We start from the raw sequence: 20674 nt of genomic DNA on the forward strand, positions 1-20674 counted from the left end.
AGGTATCGACGCAACGATGACAACCACCAAGGGCAGCTACCATCACGGCGATCTCCGCGCCGCGCTGTTGACGACAGCCATGGACATGCTTGAGCGGGGTGAGCAATTCTCCATCCGCGCCGTGGCCCGCGAAGCCGGCGTCTCGCCGACTGCCCCGTACCGACACTTCCCCGACCGCGATGCGCTGGAATCTGCCCTGGCAGCCCAGGGCTTGCGCGACCTGAAGGACGACCTGACGCGTGGCCGTGAATTGCCGTGCACCATCGGTGAATTGGCCGACCTCGGAGTAGCCTATGTCGAGTTCGCTCTCCGCCGGCCCGCCCTGTTCCGGCTGATGTTCGGCAACGAGTGTGACCACGAGAGCGACGAGCGGGTGCGGGCGGCAGCCGCGGTGCACGAGCTTCTGGCAACGGCGATCACGCGCGTCTTCCCCGCTTCCGACCCCATCGACCTTGCCCTGGGAGGGTGGGGACTGGTTCACGGTTTGGCCTACCTTTACCTGGACCGCAAGCTCAGCAGCTCGTCCATCGAGGACGTCGTCGCGCAAGTCCGTTTGTCGTTCATCGCCGTACTCACCGCGCGATCCTGAGTTCGACCGGACCGGACCTCGCCGCGGACACTTTCCGTTGACGACCCGTCGCCGTCGCGCTAGCGTTATGTAAGCGATGCATACATTCGCGTCGCGTACTGCACTCGCCGACTTCAGAAGGGCGACACCATGACTGATCTTCCGCCGCCCGTCACGCCCTACCTCGAACCCGAGGCGAAGGAGCTGTGTGAACAGACCGATCCGCACCCCCGCATCTACGAGGTTCCACCTGAGCGGGGTCGCCAGATCCTCTCCGACCTGCAAGGCGGTGAGGGCGTCGACCGCCCCGAAGTCGATGAGGAGTGGGTCGAGGTGGATGCCGGCAAGTGGGGAACGGTCCGGACCCGCATCATCCGGCCCAAGGGGGTCGAAGGGCCGCTGCCGGTGGTGTTCTACGTCCATGGCGCCGGGTGGGTTTTCGGCGACGAGCACACCCACGATCGGCTCTTCCGTGAGCTCACCGTCGGTGCCGGTGCCGCCGGGGTCTTCCCGGTCTACGACCGTGCACCCGAGAAGAAATATCCCACCCAGGTCGAGCAGAACTACGCCGTCGGCCAGTGGGTCGTCGCTCACGGCGCCGACCACGGACTCGACACCTCACGCATCGCGGTGACGGGTGAGTCCGTCGGAGGTTGCATGTCCGCGGTTTTCGCCTTGATGAACAAGGACCGCGGCGGTATCGACCTCAAGGCGCAGGTGCTGCTCTATCCGGTCACCAACGCCGACTTCGACACTTCGTCCTATTTGCAGTTCGCCGAGGGCTACTACCTGACCCGCGACGGCATGAAGTGGTTTTGGGACGCCTACGCCCCTGATAAAACCCAGCGGGCCGAGAAGTACGCCTCGCCTCTGCAGGCCTCCCTCGACGACCTCGAAGGCTTGCCGACCACCCTGGTCATCACCGACGAGGCCGACGTGCTGCGGGACGAGGGCGAGCAGTACGCCAACAAGCTCCGAGAGGCCGGGGTCGACGTCACCTCCGTGCGGGTGGCCGGGATGGTCCATGACTTCCTGCTCCTGGACAGCCTCCGTAATACCAAGGCCGCCAACGTCGCTCGTAGCCTGGCCATCGATGCGCTGAACAAGGCGCTGCACTAACCAGAGGCCTCCAACGGCCATGTCGACTCCGAGTTGACCACCGATGAATGGCACGGGCATGAGCCACCCCTTGCGAATTGACGAGCACGGCACCTCGAACCGGAAAATCCAACGACAACACGTAAGACAAGGCTGGAAATGACGAAGCGCATCCTGAACGTTGTCACCAACGTCGCCCACTATGACGACCCAAGCCACCCGACTGGACTCTGGCTGTCCGAACTCACCCACGCCTGGCACGTTTTCGACGAGCACGGCTTCGAACAAACTCTCGTCAGCCCCGCCAGCGGCAAAGTGCCGCTCGAGCCCAGAGCACTGAAGTTTCCCAATTACGACAAGACCGCCAAAGCCTGGCACGCCGACCCGGCCAAGATGGCGCTGCTGGAAAACACGCTGAGCCCCAACGAGATCGACTCAACCGACTACGACGCCATCTACTTCACCGGCGGCCACGCCGTCATGTACGACTTCCCCGACAGCGAGGGCTTGCAACGGATCACGCGCGAGATCTACGAACGCGGCGACATCGTTTCGTCGGTATGCCACGGCTACTGCGGACTCCTCAACACCAAGCTCTCCGACGGCTCGTATCTCATCGCCGGCAAGAAGATGACCGGGTTCGCTTGGCAAGAAGAAGTACTCGCCCGCGTCGACAAGCTCGTCCCCTACAACGCCGAGAAAAGGGCCAAAGAGCGCGGCGCGCTCTACGAAAAAGGTCTGATTCCTTTCACTTCCTACGCTGTCGTCGACGGGAATCTCGTCACGGGACAAAATCCGGGCTCCGCGAAGGAGACAGCGAAGAAGGTCGCTTCGCTTCTGGGCTAGCTCACTTCTATGCATCTACACGTTTGCGCAAGCAGTGCAGCGTACGACTGAGCGTCCCTCTGGTGCCACCGGCGAGGGGACTTGTGTTGTGCACGTTTCAGCTCACGCCAACATCGTGGCCCGCACTACCCGGACCAGATCCTGCAGAGCCGCGAAAACCAAGTCAGGAGCGTCGAGTTGGGGACAGTGGCCGGCGTTGTCGAGCACATTCAGCTGGGCTCCGCCGATCGCGGTCGCGAGTCGGCGTGACGCGGCGAGCGACACAATCGGGTCAACCCGGCCGTGCACCACGGTGGTCGTGCATCTCACCAAAGGGACGATGTCGACAGCGTTCACCTCGGTGACGATTTCCCGCGCGAGCGCCAAGATGTGCCTGCGCTGGGCCGGCTGCTGAAGCTGGTCGGTCAGCAGCCGGATCATCATCGGGTCAACCGCCGCTTGCTTGTCCCCATAAAGGCCGTATCTGGCGATACTGTCCGACAATTGACGGCGTACCGCCGCCGGGGCCGGCACAGAACCCAGCCACCCCAAGCGTCGGCCGGCAGCGCGCGCAAGCACCCGTCCTAGCGGAGTCCAGCCGAAACCCGCCGCATTCACCGGCATCACCGCTCCGACTCGGTCGTCGTCGGATCTGGCGGCAGCACGTACAGCGAGCAGACCGCCGAGTGAGTTGCCTACGACCACGGCCGAGCAAGAGGCACCATGCCTGCCGACCATCTCATCGACGAATCGGTCCAGCTGCGGTAGCCGCGGACCCGGACGAAACGGGTCCGCGGCACCGAACCCGGGCAGGTCCGCCGCCACCGCGGGGATACCGGCCGCTGCGCAGCGTTGAAGGATTGCCTGCCATGCATCTGCGGGATGAGCAAAGTCGTGCAACAGGATTACAGTCGGGCCGTCTCCGGTCACCGAAAGTTCTCGTGTCTGATATCCCGCGTAAGTGGCGCTGTCTATCGTCACCATCGCTCTATGCCTCGAGTGCACGGGCTTCATTTCCACGTGTGACCGGAATGCCGAGTCTCCGAAGCCCGCGCGCGGCAGTCGCGCGCATCAGAGCGACTATCAGTTTGATCTTGAGAGGCGAGTACGGGTACCAGTTCGGTTCAGTGCTGAGAGTCGGTATCCGTGGTGCTGTGATCGCTTGCTGCCGGCAGTATTTCCGCAGCCCGGATGCTCCGCCCCACCTCGAGCCGACGCCAGATTCCTTCCAACCTCCCATGGGCAGTGCAAAGCTGAACAGATTCGCATATACGTCGTTGATGTTGACCGCGCCGGCCTCCAGCTTGCGGGCAACACGCATGCCGCGTTGCGTGTCACGCGTCCATACGGTGGCCGACAACCCGTAGACCGAGTCGTTCGCCAGCCGGATGGCTTCTGTTTCGTCTGCGACCTTGATGACCGGGAGCGTCGGGCCGAAGGTCTCCTCGCGGATGCACGACATCGACTGGTCGACGTCAGCGAGCACGGTGGGCTCGAAGAAGTTGCCTACCCCGGTCGTCGTGCCGCCGGTGATGGCGTGAGCGCCCGCAGCTACAGCCTCGTCAACATGCCGCGACACGATATCGACCTGCGCTCGGCTCGCCAGCGGACCGACGTCGAACTTACAACTGCGGTCATCCTGGCCTTGGCGTAGACCGCGCACAGTGTCGACAAGTTTCGCGAGAAACTCGTCGTAGACGGGTGCTTCGACGTACACCCGCTCGACCGAGATGCAGACCTGGCCCGCGTTGAACATGCCACCCCATGCGATGCCCTTCGCGGCGCGATCGAGATCGGCGTCGGCCAGCACGATCGCCGGGTCCTTGCCGCCGAGTTCCAGGCTGTACGGGACCATCCGGTCCGCGCAGTGCCTGCCGACGATTCGTCCCGTCCTGGTGGAGCCGGTGAACTGGACGTAGTCGACCTCCGCGACGACCGCAGCGCCAGTCTCCGCGTACCCGATTGCGAGTGAAAGTACCCGTGGCGCACCGATTTCAGTCCAACCACGGACGAACTCGACCGCGCTCAACGGAGTGACCTCCGAGGGCTTCAACAACACCGCCGCTCCAGCCGCGAGTGCCGGGATCACGTCCAACGCAGGCTGTGCGAATGGGAAATTCCACGGCGAGATCACGCCGACGACCGGGTACGGCCGGTACACCGTCGTCAGCTTCTTCGGCAACCCGAGCAGCCCGTGTGCCGCGGGATGCTCATCGGCGAGAAACTTCTCGGCGTTCTTCCCCCAGTAGTTGAGCAGATCAATCGCGGCGAGCGGCTCGATATAGCTGTCAACGCGAGGTTTTCCGGTTTCGGACTGGACCACGTCGTTGATGCGTTCCGTGTGATCGAGCACCCACTCCTGAAACTTCAACAGCCAGTGCTTGCGGCCGCTTGCTCCGAGATCCTCCCAACCACGTTGGGCAATACGCAGATCAGCGACTTTGGTGGCGACGATCTGTGGAGTGTCCACGGGTACCGCGCCGGCCACTCGGCCGTCTGCCGGATTGCGCACTTCGATCATCGGTAGATCTGCCTCAATTGTCCGTGCCACGAGCGCGGTCCTCGTACGCCTTACGTTGCGCACTGTTGACGTCGTCGGTGAAGACATGGTCGCCACCGAGCCAGCTGGACAACGTTTCGCCAACGGACATGGGCAGGAACTTCTGCGTCGAGATGATGGCGCCGATCAGTCTGCTGACGCGCAGCTTGGCCCGCGGGTGGTTGATCAACGACACGATGCCTTCGGCGATGGCACTGGGCTCGACATTGCGAAACCCCTTGATGCCCTTGGTCCCTGCGGTCAGTTCGGTGTTGACGAACGACGGCATCATCGTCGAGAAGCGCACCCCGGTGGTGCGGTTCTCGACGCGGACGGCGTCGGTGAATCCGACGACCGCGTACTTGCTGGCGCAGTAGGTCGCCAAACCGGGGGCATAAGTTTCGCCGGCCAGCGACGCGACGTTGATGACGTGACCTGATCCGCGCGGAACCATCCGCCGCACAGCAAGTTTGGTACCCAGAATCACGCCGTAGGTGTTGATGTCGAGGATTCGTCGGGTCACGGCGTTCGGCTCGTCGGTGATCGTGCCAACCGGCATGATGCCCGCGTTGTTGACCAGCACATCGATCGGTCCGAGCCGGCGTTCCACGTCGTCCAGGAACGCATTGAACGAATCCGGATCAGTGACATCGAGTCGGCCGGCAACCTCGAGTCCCAAATCGCTGCCCGACTGCTTCACGGCCGTTTCGTCGATGTCGCCGATCGCGACTTTCGCGCCCAGATTGTGCAAGGCGGTCGCCGTCGCAAGCCCGATACCCCGCGCCCCGCCGGTGATGACAATAACTTTGCCGCGCACCGCTGCTACCCGATCTGCCATGGAAACTCCTTCATATGGCGCCGGTACGAGTCCCGCCCACGGCACCTGCCAGTTGCAGGGCGAGAGCGGTGATGTGGTCCGGCGCATCCAGTTGGGGACAGTGCCCGACGCCGTCCAGCAACTCGAGTCGACTCTGTGGATTGGCGGCGTGCAGGCGCTTGCTGGCCGCGACCGCGACGAGCTTGTCCCGGGTGCCGTGCACGAACACGGTGGGATAGGCGATGTCGTGTGCGGTGGCGACCACTGCGACCTCGACCATCAGCCGGCCGCCGAGAACGGCGAAATCGCTCCGTACTCGCCGCGAGCTGAGTTGGTCGGTCAGCAGCGCGACCACGGCGGGGTCGGCGAGCCGGTAGTCGCCGTAAAGCAGTTGGGCGCCGACAACCTTCGCGCTCTGTCCGAAGATCGCACCCGGGATCGGCAACCTGGCCAATGCGGCCAGTGTCCGGCCTCGGCACGTCATCCCGGCCTTCATCAGCGGCGTCCACCGGTCGGTGGCGGTGTCCAAGGCAAGCAGCCCGCGTACGGGCAGACCGGATTCGGTGTCGAGCAATCGCACCGCAGCGCTCGCGCCGAGTGAGTTCCCCACCAGCACGACGGGAGTGCCAATTCCGTGTGTGGTCACCACGGCCCGCAGAAACCGCACCAGCTGCGGCAGGAACGGACCCGTCGACGGTGGGTCGGCCTGGCCGAAGCCGGGCAGATCGACCGCGATGGCCGCCTGCCCGGCCGCGGCGCACCGCTGCAGAACGGGACGCCAACATGGCGCAGGATGGCCGAATCCGTGCACCAGAACCAGCGTCGGCCCCGCTCCGTCGACATACAGTTCGCGGGTACCGACACCGGCGTACTCAGCGCGCCGCTCGCCGATCATTCGGTGGCGGCCCAGTGATCCAATTGCGCGGGCAGCTTGTCGAGCAGCCAGGGGCCGTCGGTCTCGACGACATCCTTCGTGGTCCAGCCTTGCAGCAGTGACACCGCGCCACCCTGCACCGCGAGAACCTTGCCAGTCAGCGGGCAGTCCTCGGAGGCGAGGTACACGACGACCGGGGCAATGTTGGCCGGGCTGAACGCATCGAACTCGCCATCGGGAACTTCTTCTTCGAACATGGCGCTCATGCCCGGGGTGGCCAGGGTGAGGCGAGTGCGCGCCACCGGGGCGATCGCGTTCACGCGCACGCCATAGCGCTCGAGTTCCAGTGCGGCCACCTCGGTGAGGGCAGCGATACCGGCCTTGGCGGCACCGTAGTTGGCCTGCCCTGCGTTGGGCATGAATGTGCCGGATGCCGACGCGGTGTTGACCACCGCGGCCTTGACCCTTTTACCGGCCTTGACCTGATCCTTCCAGTAGGCCGCGGCATGGTGGAGCACCGAGAAATGACCCTTGAGGTGCACCGCGATCACCGAGTCCCACTGTGACTCGTCCATGCCCGCGATGAACGCGTCGCGCAGGATACCCGCGTTGTTCACCACGATGTCCAGGCCGCCGAACTCTGAAATAGCCTGGTCAACAAGGCTTTTCGACCCAACCCAGGTGGCGATGTTGTCAGTGTTGGCGACGGCTTTGCCGCCGGCGGCGATGATCTCGTCGACCACCTGCTGAGCCGGCCCGGCGTCCGTGCCGCTGCCGTCGTTGCTGCCGCCGAGGTCATTGACGACCACGCTGGCACCCTCTTTGGCGAAGAGCAGCGCGTGCTCGCGCCCGATGCCACGCCCGGCGCCGGTAATGACGGCGACACGATTCTCCATTGAACCCATGGTGTTTTCCTTCGGTTGAGTCAGGGCTGACGAGCCAGAGCCGGTCAGGCGACCAGCGCGGCCAGCTTGTCGAGGGAGGCTTCGAGCTCCTTGGTGGAGGCCCGCTCGATCGCACCGCCGATGGCGCCGACCATCATCTGGCTGATGAACTCCGCGTCGAGCGTCGCGATCGACGCGTCGTCACCCTTGGGTTCGACAGTCAGCGTGAAGGCGATCTTGGCGCCTGCCATGCCGGTGCCCGAGAACTTGGTCGTGTTGGGTGCGTCGTACTCGTCGACGGTGAAGGTGATCGTGTTCGCCATGCCCATGATGGTGAGAACCTCGGCCATCGTTGCGCCCTTGGACAGCTGAGCCGGCGGCGCTTCCTTCCACTTGGTGTGCAGAGTCAGCCACTCCTCGAACCGGTTCGGGTCGGAGATCACCGCCCACACCTTGTCCTGCGACGCCGCAAACTCCCGGCTTACGTTCGATGATGCCATTTTCGTACTCCTTGTTCGTGATTGATGTTGTGGAACAGATTGTTTCAGCGCTGGGCTGGTCGGTAGGCGGTGACGACGGCGGCGCCACCGAGACCGATGTTGTGGGCGAGAGCAACCTTGGCGTCCGGCACCTGACGGGCGTCGGCCTGGCCGCGCAACTGCCACGTCATCTCGGCGCACTGCGCGAGCCCGGTCGCGCCGAGGGGGTGGCCCTTGGAGATGAGCCCGCCGGACGGGTTGACGACCCAGCGGCCGCCGTAGGTGGTGTCGCCGGCGTCCACCAGTTTGTGGCCCTCACCTTCGGCGCACAGGCCCAGCGCCTCGTAGGTGAGCAGTTCGTTGGGGGAGAAACAGTCGTGCAACTCGATGACGTCGACGTCGTCGGCGGTGATCCCGGCCTGCTCGTAGACGTTGCGGGCCGCGGTGGCACTCATGTCGTATCCGACGAGCGCACGGGCGGTTTTCGCGGAGAACGTCGACTCCATGTCGGTGACCAGCGACTGGCCCACGATTTCGACCGCACGATCCGCGAGGTCGTGCTCCTCGACGAATCGCTCGCTGGCCAGCACTGCAGCGCCGGAGCCATCCGATGTGGGCGAGCACATCAGCCGCGTCATCTGCAGCGGCTCATAGACCATCTTCGCGGACTGGATCTCCGCCAGCGTGTACACGTCCTGGAACTGGGCATACGGGTTGTTTGCCGAGTGCCGGTGGTTCTTCTCGGCGATCTTGGCGTAGTGCTCCGGGGTGGAGCCGTAGCGTTCCATGTGCTCGGCACCCGCGGCGCCGAACATCCAGGGCGCCACCGGCATTGCGAAGTCCCGCAACTGGGCGAGCGCCTCGATGTGGCGGAGCAGCGGCTGCTCCCGGTCGGTGAAGCCGGCGTCGAGTGAGCCGCTCTGCATCTTCTCGAAGCCGATCGCCAGCGCACAATCGGCCAACCCGCCGCGAATCGCCCGGGCTGCCAGGTACAACGCCGACGATCCGGTGGAGCAGTTGTTGTTCACGTTGACCACGGGGATGCCCGTCATGCCGAGCTCGTAGATGGCCCGCTCGCCGGAAGTCGAGTCACCGTAGACGTAGCCGGCGGCAGCCTCCTGGACCTTGCCGTACTCGATCCCGGCATCCTCCAGGGCCTTGGTGCCGGATTCCTTTGCCATCGCCGGGTAGTCCCAGCCCTCGCGGCGACCCGGCTTCTCGAACTTCGTCATGCCGACACCGACGACAAATACCTTGTTGGTCATGGTGTTCACTCCTTGAATTCGGCGAGACCGTCGGTGATGACGAACTTGTCGGGCTTCTCATCACCCGCGGTCTCATAGGCGTACACGCCGTCTGCCTTACGCCAGATGCGGCTTGTGATGGTTTCTTTCGGCCGACCCGGCTTCGTCAGACGCACCGCCAGCCGCTTCAACCGAGCGGGATCTTCGGGGCTGATATTGGCGATCAAGGCGTGCGAGGTGAACGCGATGGTGCACAACCCGTGGATGATGATCCCGGGAAGGCCCATGGCCCTGGCGAATTCGTCGTCCAGATGGATCGGCATCGGATCACCGGCCGGCTCGCTGTACCGGAACGTCTGGTCCTCGTCGAACTGCTGGACCACGGTGAAGTCCGGGTCACGCTCGCGCAGTGAGTCGTCGAACGCGTGATCAGGCGCGGGAACGCCGAGCGAGCCGTCGAATTCGCCGCCGCGGAAGAACCCGATGAAGTATTGCTCGTTGACCAGATCGCCGCGGTCGCTGCGAGTTTCCATCAGCGTGGTCACCACCACGCCAGATGACTTACCCTCGATGCCGATCGGCTTGGCCCGAACGGTCAGCACCTCGCCGGGTTCGATGGGGCGGCGGAACCGGAAGTCGTGCTCGCCGTGCAGGATTCGCAACATTAGCTCGTCCGGGACGACGGACATGGTGGCGTCCGCCATCATCACCATGGCCGGTACCACCGCGAACACCGGCGGCGCGTACGTGCCGTCCAAGTGCTGGGCGATCGGGTCGTTGGTGGCCTTGGCGTACGCGATCGTGCGCTCGGCCTCAACCTTGAACTCCTGCTCTTCGCCCCATACATCGAGGCGGTCGAGGTTGTATCCCTCGTTATCGGCCACTGGTGAACTCCTGTGCGCTTCATCGGGCGAGTTGTCACGGTCGACGCTAAGGAGCGGGACGGGGTCCGGCGATGACCGAACCTCTCGCCCCGTTGACCGAAACGCTCACGTCTTTTCACCGGTGCCCAGAGCCGGTTGCTACGGTCAGCGTCATGTCCGCCGGCCCTGAATACACGATTGCGATTCGGCGCGTGCAGGACATGATCGAGCTCGGACGTCGCCTGAACTTGGACGTCGAGACCCTGCTCACCGAGGCGAGCATCGAGCCGATGCTGCTCGACGAGGGGCGCTCCCGCGCCACGGCCGCCCAGGCCTCCACCCTGATCCGACACGTGTGGCAGGTCACCGACGACGAACTGCTCGGGCTGGGTTTGCAGCCGGTGCCGCGCGGCACCTTCCGCCTGGTGTGCTTCGGTCTGCTCAGCGCCGCCGACGTGGGCACTGCCCTACGACGGTTCGAAAGCTTCAACAAGTCACTGCCGGGGGTTCCGCCGGTGATGCTGTCCGAGGATGCAGGAGTCGCCCGCGTCTCGTTCGACATCAGTGCCGTCTCGCAGCCGGTGGGCCTGGCCATCGACACCATGCTGGCCGTCGTGCACCGCTTCATCGGCTGGGCGATTCGTCGCAGGGTGGCGCTGCTAGGGGTCGAGGTGCCGTACCGGGCCGATCCCGAACTTGACGACTACGACCTGTTATTCGGTGCGCCCGTGCGGTTCTCTGCACCGGCACCGGCGCTGATGTTCGACGCCGAGGTGCTCTCCGCGCCGATCGTGCGCAGCGAGCAAGAGTTGATGGAGTTCCTTCGGGACGCGCCCGCGGGGGTGCTGGAACGACGTGACTATGGGGTCTCACTGACCAGCCAAGTGCGGCGCATCCTGCAACGCGGCCCGGCCGGCGACTGGCCGAGCGTCGAAGACACCGCGGCTGAACTGGCCATGAGTCCGCAGACCCTTCGGCGCAAGCTGCGTGAGGAGAACACCTCGGCTCGCGACATCCGGGAGGACATCCTGCGTGACGCCGCGATCGCCAGCTTGGTGCGCGGCGACGAAACCGTCGCGGCACTGTCCCGTCGGCTCGGCTTTTCCGAACCCAGCGCGTTCTCCCGAGCCTTCCGGCGTTGGACCGGTAGCGCGCCGGGCTCATATCAGCATTGAAAACGCGCCCAACCACCGTGAGCGATCCGGTCAATGAGGTGATCGCCGCGGTCATTGGTGGCGGACCACCAGACCCATAGCGTCGAAGCAGGAGTCATCACAGACCAGAGGAGTTCAACTGTGGCCTTGCACCGATCATCATGGATGGACAAGGACCTGGACGCGCTGACCGATCTCGCGCGCCGGTTCTACGAGAAGGAATGCGCCCCGAACGAGGAGCGCTGGGGCGCCCAGCAGCACGCCGACCGCGAAGTCTGGAAAAAGGCCGGTGAGCTCGGCCTGCTGTGCACGAGCATCCCCGAGGAGTACGGCGGTGGCGGCGGCACCTTCGCCCATGACGCAGTGATCGCGGTCGAGCAGATTCGTGCCCTGGCACCGAGTTTCGGCGGGCCACTACACAGCACCATCGTCGCCCACTACATCAGCAGCTATGGCACCGAAGATCAGAAGCACGCCTGGCTGCCGAAAATGGCCAGCGGCGAAGCCATCGGCGCCATCGCCATGACCGAGCCGGGCACCGGCTCGGATCTGCAGAGCATCAAGACCAAGGCCGTCAAAGATGGTGACGACTATGTGATCAGCGGATCCAAGACGTTCATCTCCAATGGCTTCCTGGCAGATCTGGTGATCGTGGCCGCCAAGACCGCTCCCGAGAGCAGCGGCGTGGACAGCACCTCGCTCATCGTGGTGGAGACGGATCGCGCCGGCTTCCGGCGCGGCCGCAACCTCGAGAAGATCGGCCAGCACGGCCAGGACACCGTCGAGCTGTTCTTCGACGACGTCCGGGTTCCCCAGTCCAACCTGGTGGGCGGCGCCGAAGGGCTGGGCTTCATCCAGCTGATGCAGCAGTTGCCGCAGGAGCGCCTGATCCTCGCCGTGATTGCGGCTGCCGCGATCGAGAAAACCGTCGAGCTCACCGTCGCCTACACCAAGGAGCGAGAAGCGTTCGGCAAACCTGTCTTCAAGTTCCAGAACACCCAGTTCGTGCTCGCCGAGTGCGACACCATCAAGAGCATCGCCTGGAGCTTCGTCGATGATTGCGTCGCCAAGCACCTGGTGGGCGAATTGGACGTCCCGACCGTGGCCAAGGCCAAGTGGTGGCTCGCCGATCAGCAGTGCAAGGTCGCCGACGAATGTCTTCAGTTGTTCGGAGGCTACGGCTACATGACCGAGTACCCGATCTCCCGGATATTCGCCGACTCCCGTATCCAGAAGATCTACGGGGGCACCAACGAGATCATGAAGATGATCATCGGAAAGAGCCTGTGACCATGGGTCCGCTGCACGGTGTCAAGGTCGTCGAGATGGCAGGGCTGGCGCCGGCCCCGTTCGGCGCCATGATCCTGGCCGACCTGGGCGCCGAGGTGGTCCGGGTCGATCGGGGCGGCGCTCCCGGCGGTGGGTTGGTGCCGCCCGACGGACCGCTTGACCGCGGCAAGCACACCATCCGGCTCGACCTCAAAGAACCCGCGGACCGCGAGACCCTCTTTGCGCTCGTCGATGCCGCGGACGTGTTCATCGAGGGCTTCCGTCCCGGTGTCGCCGAACGGCTCGGAATCGGTCCGGACGACCTGATGTCGCGCAACCCGCGGCTGCTGTACGGACGGATGACCGGCTACGGGCAGGACGGGCCGCTGGCCCCGCTCGCCGGGCACGACATCAACTACATCGCGATCTCCGGGGCGCTCGATCTGGTCGGCCGCGCCGGGGAGCGTCCGCTTCCGCCCGGCAACATCATCGGTGATTTCGCCGGCGGCGGAATGCTTCTCGCGCTCGGTGTGCTCGGCGGGCTCTACGAGCGCGAACGCTCCGGCCTCGGGCAGGTGATCGACGCGGCGATGGTCGACGGTTCGGCGCTGCTCACCGCATTCATGCACGGCATGCACCACAACGGGCTGTGGAACCAGCCGCGCGGACAGAACCTGCTCGACGGTGGCGCGCCGTTCTACGACACCTACGAGTGCGCCGACGGTAAATACGTGGCCGTCGGCTGCGTCGAGCACCCGTTCTACCTGCAGCTGCTGACCGGACTCGGCATCGACGATCCGGAGCTGCCGTTCCAGCTCGACAGCACCCGCTGGGATCAGCTGCGCGACGTCATCGGCGCCAAGTTCAAGGAACGCACCCGTGACGAATGGGCGGCGGCGTTCGCTGAATCGGACGCCTGCGTCGTGCCCGTGCTGAGCCCGTGGGAGGCACACCAGCACCCGCACAACCAGGCCCGTAGCGCCTTCATCGAGGTCAATGGATTGCGTCAGCCCGCACCGGCACCGCGATACAGCCGAACTCCGGCAGCGACACCGAAACCGATGTCCGACGATCCTGACGAGATTCGGAATCTGTTGTCCCGCTGGAAGGTTGCCGGCAGGAGCAACACATGAACCTGATCGCGATGCTCAAGGACCCCGCTCGCCGGGCCGGCCTTGAGATGCAATCGCTGATCGCGGTGTCGCGCGCGGGAATGATCGGGATCGAGACACCACACCGGATCGTCCAGATCATCAAGGCACTCACCGACTACGGGCCGTTCGGCGCGGCTCCGCGGATCGCCGCGATCCGCCACGGCCAACGCGCCGCGGTCGCCGACGAGCTGGGCGAACTCAGCTTCGCCGAGCTCGACGAGCAGGTGAACCGGCTCGCGAACTCACTCCGCGCCACGGGCCTGCGGCCGGGCGCGAACGTCGGCATCCTGTGCCGCAACCACCGCTACCCGCTGATCGCGGCGTTCGCGGCGTCACGGGCCGGGATGAGCGGGACCTGGCTCAACACCGCGTTCTCGGCGCCGCAGGCACGCGAGGTCGCCGAACGCGAAGGCATCGACCTGCTCATTCACGATGCCGAGTTCGACGATGTCGTCACCGACATCAACCCGCCCCAGGGACGGGTCCGCTGCTTCACCGACGACCCCGCCGACGATCAGCTCGCGCAGCTGATCGCGGCCGGGGATCCGCAGCGGCCCGCCGTACCGGCAAAGCCAGGCCGGATCGTCCTGCTGACCAGCGGCACCACCGGAACGCCGAAGGGAGCGCCGCGCGCCGAGCCCAAATCACTGACCCTGCCCGGCGCGCTGCTCGATCGGTTACCGATGCGCGCGCGAGAGACGACCGTGATCGGGCCGCCGCTCTTCCACGGCACCGGGCTGATCATCGCGCTACTGTCCATCGCCCTCGGCTCGAAGCTCGTCCTGCGGCGTCGCTTCGAGGCCGCAGAGTTCCTCGACGACATAGAACGCCACCGGGCGACGACGATCTGCGTGGTTCCGATAATGCTGCAACGGATCCTGGCGCTCGGCGACGAGGAAGTACGCCGACGGGACCTGTCCTCCCTTCGCGTCGCGTTCTGCGCCGGCTCGCAACTCCCGGCCACAGTCGCCATCGCTGCGTCAGACCTACTCGGTGAGGTGATCTACAACCTCTATGGATCGACCGAAGTCTCCGTCGCCACGCTCGCGACCCCAGCGGATGTGCGGGCCGCCCCGACGTCGGTCGGCAAACCGGCACTCGGCTCGACGGTCAGGATCTACGACGGAGACGGCAATGAGGTCGCCCGAGGCGGCACGGGACGAATCTTCGTCGGCGCCGCAACCCCATTCGAGGGCTACACCGGCGGTGGAGGCAAGGAGATCATCGACGGACTGATGTCGACCGGCGACATCGGCCACTTCGACGACACCGGACGCCTCTACATCGACGGCCGTGACGACGAGATGATCGTCTCGGGAGGCGAGAACGTCTTCCCGCGCGAGGTCGAGGAACTGCTCGTCACCCACCCCGCAGTCATCGATGTGGCCGTGATCGGGGTCGATGACCCCGACTTCGGGCAGCGGCTACGCGCATTCTGCGTCCTCGCCGACAACGCGCAGGCCAGCGAGAAGGAACTGCAGAGCTTCGTCAAAGAGAACCTCGCCCGCTACAAGGTCCCGCGCGACATCGTCTTCCTCGCCGAACTGCCGCGCAACCCCACCGGCAAAGTCCTCAAACGCGAACTCGCTTGAGGTACACGTGATCGCTTCGACGCCAACACAACCCAAGGCTTTGGACGCTCACCAACTGCCGATCACAGTCCGACCATCGCCATGCCGGCGTCGTTGTAACGGTTGCCTCGCACGCCGACGCGCACGGCAAGTGCGTTGAGGTCGGCGATGTCGTCTGCGGACAGTGCAATCTGGGTGGAACCCGAGTTCTCGTCGATGCGATTGCGGTGGCGGGTTCCAGGGATCGGCACGATCCACGGCTGCTGAGCGAGCAACCAGGCCAACGCGATCTGTCCCGGGGTGGCACCTCTGGTTTCGGCCAGGCGTCGCACGTGCGCCACCAAAGCTTCATTGGCCGTGATGTTCTCGGTGTTGAACCGCGGGATCGTGGCGCGGATGTCACCGGCGGCGAATTCAGTCGAAGCCGCAACGGTGCCGGTCAGAAAGCCCTTGCCGAGTGGGCTGAACGGCACGAACCCGATGCCCAGTTCAGCGCAGGTCGGTAGCACCTCCGGTTCCGGATCGCGGGTCCGCAACGAGTACTCGCTCTGTACGGCGGTGACGGGGTGCACGGCGTGGGCACGGTGGATCGTCGACGCACCCGCCTCTGACAACCCGAAGTGACGTACCTTGCCGGCGGTCACCAGCTCGGCGACGGCGCCCGCGACGTCTTCGATCGGTACCCCGGGATCCACACGGTGTTGGTAGAAGAGGTCGATGACGTCGGTCCGCAGCCGGCGCAGCGAGGCGTCGGCGACCCTCTTGATCTGGTCGGGTCGCGAATCGGTGCCGGCCATTTTGCCGTCCACGATGTTCCAACCGAACTTGGTGGCGATGCTCACCTGGTCACGAAGCGGCGCCAGGGCCTCGCCGACGAGTTCCTCGTTGACGTAGGGCCCGTAGACCTCGGCGGTGTCGATGAACGTGACGCCCGCTTGCTCGACGGCGTAGCGGAGCACACCGATCATGTCGTCGCGGTCGCCAGGGTTGGGGCCATAGCCCTGCGACATTCCCATGGCGCCGAGACCAATGGCCGAGACTTCCAGTCCCTGCCCGAGTGTGCGTGTGTGCATGAATCCTCCTCAGTTCGCCGGGATTTCGATTCCGTATTTCTCGCTGGTGATGCCTCAGGTGCCGGTTCGCCACGAACCCCGGTGTCCAGCTATGTGGCTCGGATGGGGTCCAGTCAACGCCGGTATTCGCGTGTAAGGGAGTCCCAGCTGTTCGGGGGACTGCCAGTACCTCCCACCTCGGTGCGGAGCGCCCTACCGTGGAGACATGACCACGATGGACTTGCGCAGCGAGATCCGCGAGTTCTTGAGCTCACGGCGGGCACGGATCAGCCCGGATCAGGCCGGGTTACCCGCCTACGGCGGGAACCGACGAGTCAAGGGACTGCGCCGCGAAGAGGTGGCACTGCTGGCCGGGGTGTCGGTGGACTACTACGTGCGCATGGAGCGAGGCAGCCTCGCCGGTGCCTCCGAAACCGTGCTCGATGCGCTGGCCTCGGCTCTACACCTCGACGAAGCCGAGCGTGACCACCTCTTCGCCTTGGCCCGCGAATCCGGAACCCACAGCACCCGTCGGCGGCGCAAAACTCCGGCAACGGTGCGCCCGGTGCTTCAGCAGGTGCTCGACGCCATCACCGACGCACCCGCCTGGATCCGCAACGGCCGCCACGACATCCTTGCCATGAACCAACTCGCCCGCGCGCTGTATTCCCCCGTCCTCGCCGACCCACGACGACCAGCCAACACCACACGCTTCGTCTACCTCAACGCCGAAGCCGCCCGGGAGTTCTTCGTCGACTACGACAAGGTGGTCCGTGACGCCGCCGCGATGCTACGGCTAGAAGCCGGACGCAACCCCCACGATGAAGAACTCGTGGCATTGATCGGCGAACTGTCAACCCGCAGCGAGCTTTTCCGGCAACGCTGGGCCTCCCAGGACGTGCGGTTCCACCGGTCCGGCCGTAAACGGTTGCGCCACCCCGTCGTAGGTCAACTCGACCTCGACTTCGAAGCCATGGAACTTCCATCGGAACCTGGTCTGGCACTGAACATCTACACCGCGGCCGCAGGCACCCCGAGCGCCGACGGCCTCAAACTGCTCGCATCCTGGGCCGCCAGCCAGAACCTCATGACGGAAACCGCTCCCCCCCAACCGCTGAGGCGCTCGGCACCGTCGAGGCGACAACCAGAATGACGACCAGTGACTTGTCGTGAACGAGAGTAGGGAATTCCATGGCAGACACGGATTTCGACCAGATCTTCCCACTCGGGGAGCCCAACGATGCCTACGCGCAGTACTTCACCGGGCAGAGCTACCTAGCCCCGCTCGCCTCCGGGAGTGTCCCGGTAAGCAATGTGTCCTTCGAACCGGGCTGCCGCAACAACTGGCACATCCATCACGGCGCCGCCGGCGGTGGTGACCAGATTCTGCTGTGCACGGCGGGCAGCGGCTGGTACCAGGCTGAGGGTCAGGACGCCGTCAGCATGATGCCGGGCACCGTGATCCGCGTCCCGGCCGGCACGAAGCACTGGCACGGCGCGAAGGTCGACTCGTGGTTCTCCCACATCGCCTTCATCACCCCCGGCGAAAACGTCAGCAACGAATGGCTCGAACCCGTCACCGACGAGGTGTACGGCCGGCTCCCAAAGGACGGAGAAAACGCATGAGCATCCTGACCGAGACCTACGCCCTCCCTAACGGCGTCGAGATCCCCAAGTTGGGACTGGGGACTTGGCTGATCGACGACGCCTTGGTGGCCAACGCGGTGCGAGCGGCCGTAGAGATCGGTTACCGCAACATCGACACCGCCCAGGCCTACGGCAACGAGCGCGGCGTCGGTGAGGGCGTACGCACCTCCGGCGTGAATCGCGACGAGCTGTTCGTCTCGACCAAGCTGGCCGCCGAGATAAAGGACTATGCCAGTGCAGCCGCCGCGATCGAGGGATCACTGGACAAGCTCGGGCTCGAGTACATCGACCTGATGCTCATCCACAGTCCGCAGCCCTGGAACGACTTCCGCGGCGGAGACTACGCCGAGGGCAATCGTGAGGCGTGGCGAGCGCTCGAGGACGCCTACGAGGCCGGCAAGCTGCGGTCGATCGGGGTCTCGAACTTCGAGGAAACTGACCTCGACAATGTTCTCGGCGCGTGCACGGTCGCACCGCACGTGAACCAGATCCTCGTGCATGCGGGCAATACCCCGGCCGACCTCATCGCCTACTGCGGGAGCAAGAATATCCTCGTGGAGGCCTACTCGCCGATCGCGCACGGCGAGATCCTGAAGAACCAGGACGTCGCCGCGATCGCGGAGAAATACCGAGTGTCGGTACCGCAGCTGTGCATCCGCTACACGCTGCAGCTCGGAACCGTGTCACTGCCGAAAACCGCCAATCCAGAGCACATGCGCTCCAACGCGCAACTCGATTTCGTCATCGCCGACGACGATATGGACGTCTTACGCAACCTGGACGAACGGGACTACGGCGACGCCAGCGTCTTCCCTGTCTACAGCGGCAAATAACGCCCTGCACCAACGACATTCGTCGCCTTCACAAGCGTCCGTTGTTGCCGACTATCCTCGAATGCACGGATTGGAGGTGGTGGCCCAGATGACCGAGGCGCAGAAAGCACAGCGACGGATCAAGGCTGTGCGCGCGATCCGCCGCAGCTCGGAACTGGAGGGCTCGCGCAGCACCGACGCCACCCGCGCAGACCAGGTCGCCTACGCACGCGGCTCGATCACCGCAGCTGAACTCACCGATCGCGTGCGCCGCCGCTACAACGTCCGGTAGTTGCCACACCCCTGGGATACCGGCGATATCGAGCGCACTTGCAGGCTATTTCGTCTCCGGCACAAGCACTCTGAGAAACCGGGTCGGAGCCCGCACAGCCGACGAACTTCGGGACGCGGAGAATGACCTCGTCGAGACCCGCCTGATCGAGCTACGCGAAGATCCCAACCTAGTGGGACAACGCTCATACGATCTCGACTACCTGCAACGCATCCACCAGCACCTTTTCCAAAATGTCTACGAGTGGGCCGGAGACCTACGCACTGCCGGTATCGAAAAGGGCGGCGAGTCTGTCTGTCCCCCGGGCAACATCAACCAGGCAATGAACCACGTCGTCGACGAGATCCATCGCCACAACAAGCTCAAAGATGTGCCAAACGCCGATCTCGCCCTCACCATCGCGTACCTATACGACTACGTGAATTTCACCCACCCATTCCGTGAGGCAACGGCAGATCCACTCGCGAGTTCTTCGACCTACTTCTGTCCGAACGTCGCGCCGGACTCGACTGGGCTGAAACCGATCTGGACGAGCTGCACGGCGCGTGCCATGCTGCGCGGGCACAATCCGACCTCAGCGGGTTGATCGCCATGTTCGCAAAGATCCTCGACGATGAGCCCGCATACGATTTTTGACGTCATCATCGGTGCTGCCGTCCTTCGTCGCCGTGGTCATCAGTGTCGTTGGGCCCGCCCATACTGGGCTGGCTGGCTGGCTGGTGTCGATTCCAGAACTCCGCTGGCAATGACGCTTCCCTGACCTGTGGGTTCGGCGAGTTCCATTTTGTTCTGGCAGCGACATTCTCCATTTGAGGCTGGCAAAGCCGTAACCGCACGGTTGTGCAGCTTGCGTGTCTCACTGCACCCATTTCACTAGATTCGCGGGGCCGCAAGGGTTGTTGGGTGAAACCGTAATCGACGGTATCCACAAGTGCCTGCCGAAAGACACCACGGACTTGCACAGGCGGTGCGATATCGTCCCGAGATCTATAGAGCGCTTAAAAGATTCGCATACCGCGTAGCCGTGCGGCCTCGACGAAGGGCTTCGTGTGCTTGCCGATGCTGGAGGGCTCCAGTTGCGTAACTGGGTCGGTACCGGTTTCATCGTCGACGCGCCGCAACCACATCGCGTAGTTTTCACCGAGCGTGGTTCCCCATTTGGAGGGGTAGAGGATTCCATGCGGACGCTCACCGTCGAACACAATGATCCGCTCTCGAATCCAGGTAGCGATGCCGGTCGTGAGCTTCTTCATATCTGCTGCGGAACTCGTCAGTTCGCTGACCGTGAGCTGTTCGATCCCACACTCGGCCAACAGGGTCGCGCCCAGCTGTTCTGACAGCACCGATATCGACTCGGCGCCTGTTATGTCGACGAACCAACCGCTGTAGGGCAATTGCAGTTCATAGAGTGCGTGTGGTCACCTGACTTGGCCCCACTTTGGTCGGTGTTCTTCACCAATTTTGGCCCCGGTGGGTGGGTGAGCGTTTCCGGCCGGGTGGGGCGGTGTGTCGTCACGAATTTTGGCCCCACC

21 protein-coding genes and 1 pseudogene are annotated in these 20674 nt (G+C 64.5%); 12 read left to right on the plus strand and 10 right to left on the minus strand.

The features are described 5' to 3' along the window. Window positions 1-16: 16 nt before the first annotated feature. The 3 genes from A5740_RS22070 (at window position 17) to A5740_RS22080 (ending at window position 2512) form a co-directional block, all read left to right on the plus strand. Window positions 17-589 (plus strand): TetR/AcrR family transcriptional regulator, encoded by a 573-nt coding sequence (locus A5740_RS22070; protein ID WP_076197579.1) that lies wholly within the window; start codon window positions 17-19, stop codon window positions 587-589. Between the two features lie 129 nt (window positions 590-718). Continuing rightward, window positions 719-1687: an alpha/beta hydrolase gene (locus A5740_RS22075; RefSeq protein WP_076197581.1), complete on the plus strand. Its 969-nt coding sequence runs from the start codon at window positions 719-721 to the stop codon at window positions 1685-1687. Window positions 1688-1825: 138 nt separating this feature from the next. After that, on the plus strand, window positions 1826-2512 hold the full coding sequence (locus A5740_RS22080; RefSeq protein ID WP_076197583.1) for a type 1 glutamine amidotransferase domain-containing protein: 687 nt from the start codon (window positions 1826-1828) through the stop codon (window positions 2510-2512). Between the two features lie 102 nt (window positions 2513-2614). Here A5740_RS22080 and A5740_RS22085 read toward each other — a convergent pair whose 3' ends face one another. The 8 genes from A5740_RS22085 to A5740_RS22120 are packed head-to-tail and all read right to left on the minus strand — an operon-like array spanning window position 2615 to window position 10212. Further along, window positions 2615-3505: an alpha/beta fold hydrolase gene (locus A5740_RS22085; RefSeq protein ID WP_083654328.1), complete on the minus strand. Its 891-nt coding sequence runs from the start codon at window positions 3503-3505 to the stop codon at window positions 2615-2617. Next, window positions 3480-5012: an aldehyde dehydrogenase family protein gene (locus tag A5740_RS22090; RefSeq protein ID WP_076197587.1), complete on the minus strand. Its 1533-nt coding sequence runs from the start codon at window positions 5010-5012 to the stop codon at window positions 3480-3482. Before A5740_RS22090 ends, A5740_RS22085 begins: the two co-directional genes overlap by 26 nt. Before the next feature lie 13 nt (window positions 5013-5025). Further along, entirely contained in the window at window positions 5026-5868 is an 843-nt protein-coding gene (locus A5740_RS22095) for an SDR family oxidoreductase (RefSeq protein WP_076197589.1), read from the minus strand. 10 nt (window positions 5869-5878) lie between these two features. Then, window positions 5879-6742 carry an alpha/beta fold hydrolase gene (locus A5740_RS22100; protein WP_076197591.1) on the minus strand — a complete coding sequence of 288 codons (864 nt, stop codon included), beginning with the start codon at window positions 6740-6742 and terminating at the stop codon, window positions 5879-5881. Then, the gene (locus A5740_RS22105) at window positions 6739-7626 is read right to left on the minus strand and encodes an SDR family oxidoreductase (protein ID WP_076197593.1); all 888 of its coding nucleotides are present in this window, start codon (window positions 7624-7626) and stop codon (window positions 6739-6741) included. Before A5740_RS22105 ends, A5740_RS22100 begins: the two co-directional genes overlap by 4 nt. 44 nt (window positions 7627-7670) lie before the next feature. Beyond that, a complete protein-coding gene (locus A5740_RS22110; RefSeq protein ID WP_076197595.1) occupies window positions 7671-8105 on the minus strand; it encodes an SRPBCC family protein in 435 nt (144 codons plus the stop codon). A gap of 44 nt (window positions 8106-8149) precedes the next feature. Continuing rightward, window positions 8150-9349 carry a lipid-transfer protein gene (locus tag A5740_RS22115; RefSeq protein WP_076197717.1) on the minus strand — a complete coding sequence of 400 codons (1200 nt, stop codon included), beginning with the start codon at window positions 9347-9349 and terminating at the stop codon, window positions 8150-8152. Between the two features lie 5 nt (window positions 9350-9354). Continuing rightward, window positions 9355-10212: a MaoC/PaaZ C-terminal domain-containing protein gene (locus tag A5740_RS22120; protein ID WP_076197597.1), complete on the minus strand. Its 858-nt coding sequence runs from the start codon at window positions 10210-10212 to the stop codon at window positions 9355-9357. A gap of 152 nt (window positions 10213-10364) precedes the next feature. Between A5740_RS22120 and A5740_RS22125 the strand changes: the two genes are divergently transcribed. The 4 genes from A5740_RS22125 (at window position 10365) to A5740_RS22140 (ending at window position 15360) form a co-directional block, all read left to right on the plus strand. After that, a complete protein-coding gene (locus A5740_RS22125) occupies window positions 10365-11366 on the plus strand; it encodes an AraC family transcriptional regulator (protein ID WP_076197599.1) in 1002 nt (333 codons plus the stop codon). 144 nt (window positions 11367-11510) lie between these two features. Continuing rightward, window positions 11511-12635, plus strand: coding sequence for an acyl-CoA dehydrogenase family protein (locus tag A5740_RS22130; protein WP_076197601.1), 1125 nt, complete (start codon window positions 11511-11513; stop codon window positions 12633-12635). Continuing rightward, window positions 12632-13747: a CaiB/BaiF CoA-transferase family protein gene (locus A5740_RS22135; RefSeq protein ID WP_083654332.1), complete on the plus strand. Its 1116-nt coding sequence runs from the start codon at window positions 12632-12634 to the stop codon at window positions 13745-13747. Before A5740_RS22130 ends, A5740_RS22135 begins: the two co-directional genes overlap by 4 nt. Further along, a complete protein-coding gene (locus tag A5740_RS22140; protein WP_076197605.1) occupies window positions 13744-15360 on the plus strand; it encodes an AMP-binding protein in 1617 nt (538 codons plus the stop codon). The genes A5740_RS22135 and A5740_RS22140 overlap by 4 nt, the downstream gene beginning before the upstream one ends. A gap of 62 nt (window positions 15361-15422) precedes the next feature. On the opposite strand, the gene A5740_RS22145 is transcribed toward A5740_RS22140, so the two are convergent. Next, window positions 15423-16412: an aldo/keto reductase gene (locus tag A5740_RS22145; RefSeq protein ID WP_076197607.1), complete on the minus strand. Its 990-nt coding sequence runs from the start codon at window positions 16410-16412 to the stop codon at window positions 15423-15425. 205 nt (window positions 16413-16617) lie between these two features. Here A5740_RS22145 and A5740_RS22150 point away from each other — a divergent pair, with 205 nt between their 5' ends. From A5740_RS22150 to A5740_RS22170, 5 genes and pseudogenes are all read left to right on the plus strand, one after another. Next, window positions 16618-17544 carry a helix-turn-helix transcriptional regulator gene (locus A5740_RS22150; RefSeq protein WP_067764231.1) on the plus strand — a complete coding sequence of 309 codons (927 nt, stop codon included), beginning with the start codon at window positions 16618-16620 and terminating at the stop codon, window positions 17542-17544. A gap of 38 nt (window positions 17545-17582) precedes the next feature. Then, window positions 17583-18017: a cupin domain-containing protein gene (locus A5740_RS22155; RefSeq protein WP_076197609.1), complete on the plus strand. Its 435-nt coding sequence runs from the start codon at window positions 17583-17585 to the stop codon at window positions 18015-18017. Next, window positions 18014-18871, plus strand: coding sequence for an aldo/keto reductase (locus tag A5740_RS22160; RefSeq protein WP_076197611.1), 858 nt, complete (start codon window positions 18014-18016; stop codon window positions 18869-18871). Before A5740_RS22155 ends, A5740_RS22160 begins: the two co-directional genes overlap by 4 nt. A gap of 76 nt (window positions 18872-18947) precedes the next feature. Continuing rightward, window positions 18948-19142, plus strand: coding sequence for a hypothetical protein (locus A5740_RS22165; protein WP_254849303.1), 195 nt, complete (start codon window positions 18948-18950; stop codon window positions 19140-19142). Beyond that, window positions 19143-19778 (plus strand): annotated as a pseudogene (locus tag A5740_RS22170) (Fic/DOC family protein). A gap of 362 nt (window positions 19779-20140) precedes the next feature. Here A5740_RS22170 and A5740_RS22175 read toward each other — a convergent pair. Then, window positions 20141-20536 (minus strand): hypothetical protein, encoded by a 396-nt coding sequence (locus A5740_RS22175; RefSeq protein WP_254849296.1) that lies wholly within the window; start codon window positions 20534-20536, stop codon window positions 20141-20143. Between the last annotated feature and the right edge of the window lie 138 nt (window positions 20537-20674).

The organism is Mycobacterium sp. GA-1841 (assembly GCF_001954135.1).
In the GTDB taxonomy this organism is placed as follows: Bacteria; Actinomycetota; Actinomycetes; order Mycobacteriales; family Mycobacteriaceae; genus Mycobacterium.

What these genes read in the sequence shown, in the direction of transcription:
- A5740_RS22070 (WP_076197579.1), top strand. Translation starts at nt 17, where the DNA reads ATGACAACCACCAAGGGCAGCTACCATCACGGCGATCTCCGCGCCGCG.
- A5740_RS22075 (WP_076197581.1), top strand. Translation starts at nt 719, where the DNA reads ATGACTGATCTTCCGCCGCCCGTCACGCCCTACCTCGAACCCGAGGCG.
- A5740_RS22080 (WP_076197583.1), top strand. Translation starts at nt 1,826, where the DNA reads ATGACGAAGCGCATCCTGAACGTTGTCACCAACGTCGCCCACTATGAC.
- A5740_RS22085 (WP_083654328.1), bottom strand. Translation starts at nt 3,505, where the DNA reads ATGAAGCCCGTGCACTCGAGGCATAGAGCGATGGTGACGATAGACAGC.
- A5740_RS22090 (WP_076197587.1), bottom strand. Translation starts at nt 5,012, where the DNA reads ATGATCGAAGTGCGCAATCCGGCAGACGGCCGAGTGGCCGGCGCGGTA.
- A5740_RS22095 (WP_076197589.1), bottom strand. Translation starts at nt 5,868, where the DNA reads ATGGCAGATCGGGTAGCAGCGGTGCGCGGCAAAGTTATTGTCATCACC.
- A5740_RS22100 (WP_076197591.1), bottom strand. Translation starts at nt 6,742, where the DNA reads ATGATCGGCGAGCGGCGCGCTGAGTACGCCGGTGTCGGTACCCGCGAA.
- A5740_RS22105 (WP_076197593.1), bottom strand. Translation starts at nt 7,626, where the DNA reads ATGGGTTCAATGGAGAATCGTGTCGCCGTCATTACCGGCGCCGGGCGT.
- A5740_RS22110 (WP_076197595.1), bottom strand. Translation starts at nt 8,105, where the DNA reads ATGGCATCATCGAACGTAAGCCGGGAGTTTGCGGCGTCGCAGGACAAG.
- A5740_RS22115 (WP_076197717.1), bottom strand. Translation starts at nt 9,349, where the DNA reads ATGACCAACAAGGTATTTGTCGTCGGTGTCGGCATGACGAAGTTCGAG.
- A5740_RS22125 (WP_076197599.1), top strand. Translation starts at nt 10,365, where the DNA reads ATGTCCGCCGGCCCTGAATACACGATTGCGATTCGGCGCGTGCAGGAC.
- A5740_RS22130 (WP_076197601.1), top strand. Translation starts at nt 11,511, where the DNA reads ATGGACAAGGACCTGGACGCGCTGACCGATCTCGCGCGCCGGTTCTAC.
- A5740_RS22140 (WP_076197605.1), top strand. Translation starts at nt 13,744, where the DNA reads ATGAACCTGATCGCGATGCTCAAGGACCCCGCTCGCCGGGCCGGCCTT.
- A5740_RS22145 (WP_076197607.1), bottom strand. Translation starts at nt 16,412, where the DNA reads ATGCACACACGCACACTCGGGCAGGGACTGGAAGTCTCGGCCATTGGT.
- A5740_RS22150 (WP_067764231.1), top strand. Translation starts at nt 16,618, where the DNA reads ATGACCACGATGGACTTGCGCAGCGAGATCCGCGAGTTCTTGAGCTCA.
- A5740_RS22155 (WP_076197609.1), top strand. Translation starts at nt 17,583, where the DNA reads ATGGCAGACACGGATTTCGACCAGATCTTCCCACTCGGGGAGCCCAAC.
- A5740_RS22160 (WP_076197611.1), top strand. Translation starts at nt 18,014, where the DNA reads ATGAGCATCCTGACCGAGACCTACGCCCTCCCTAACGGCGTCGAGATC.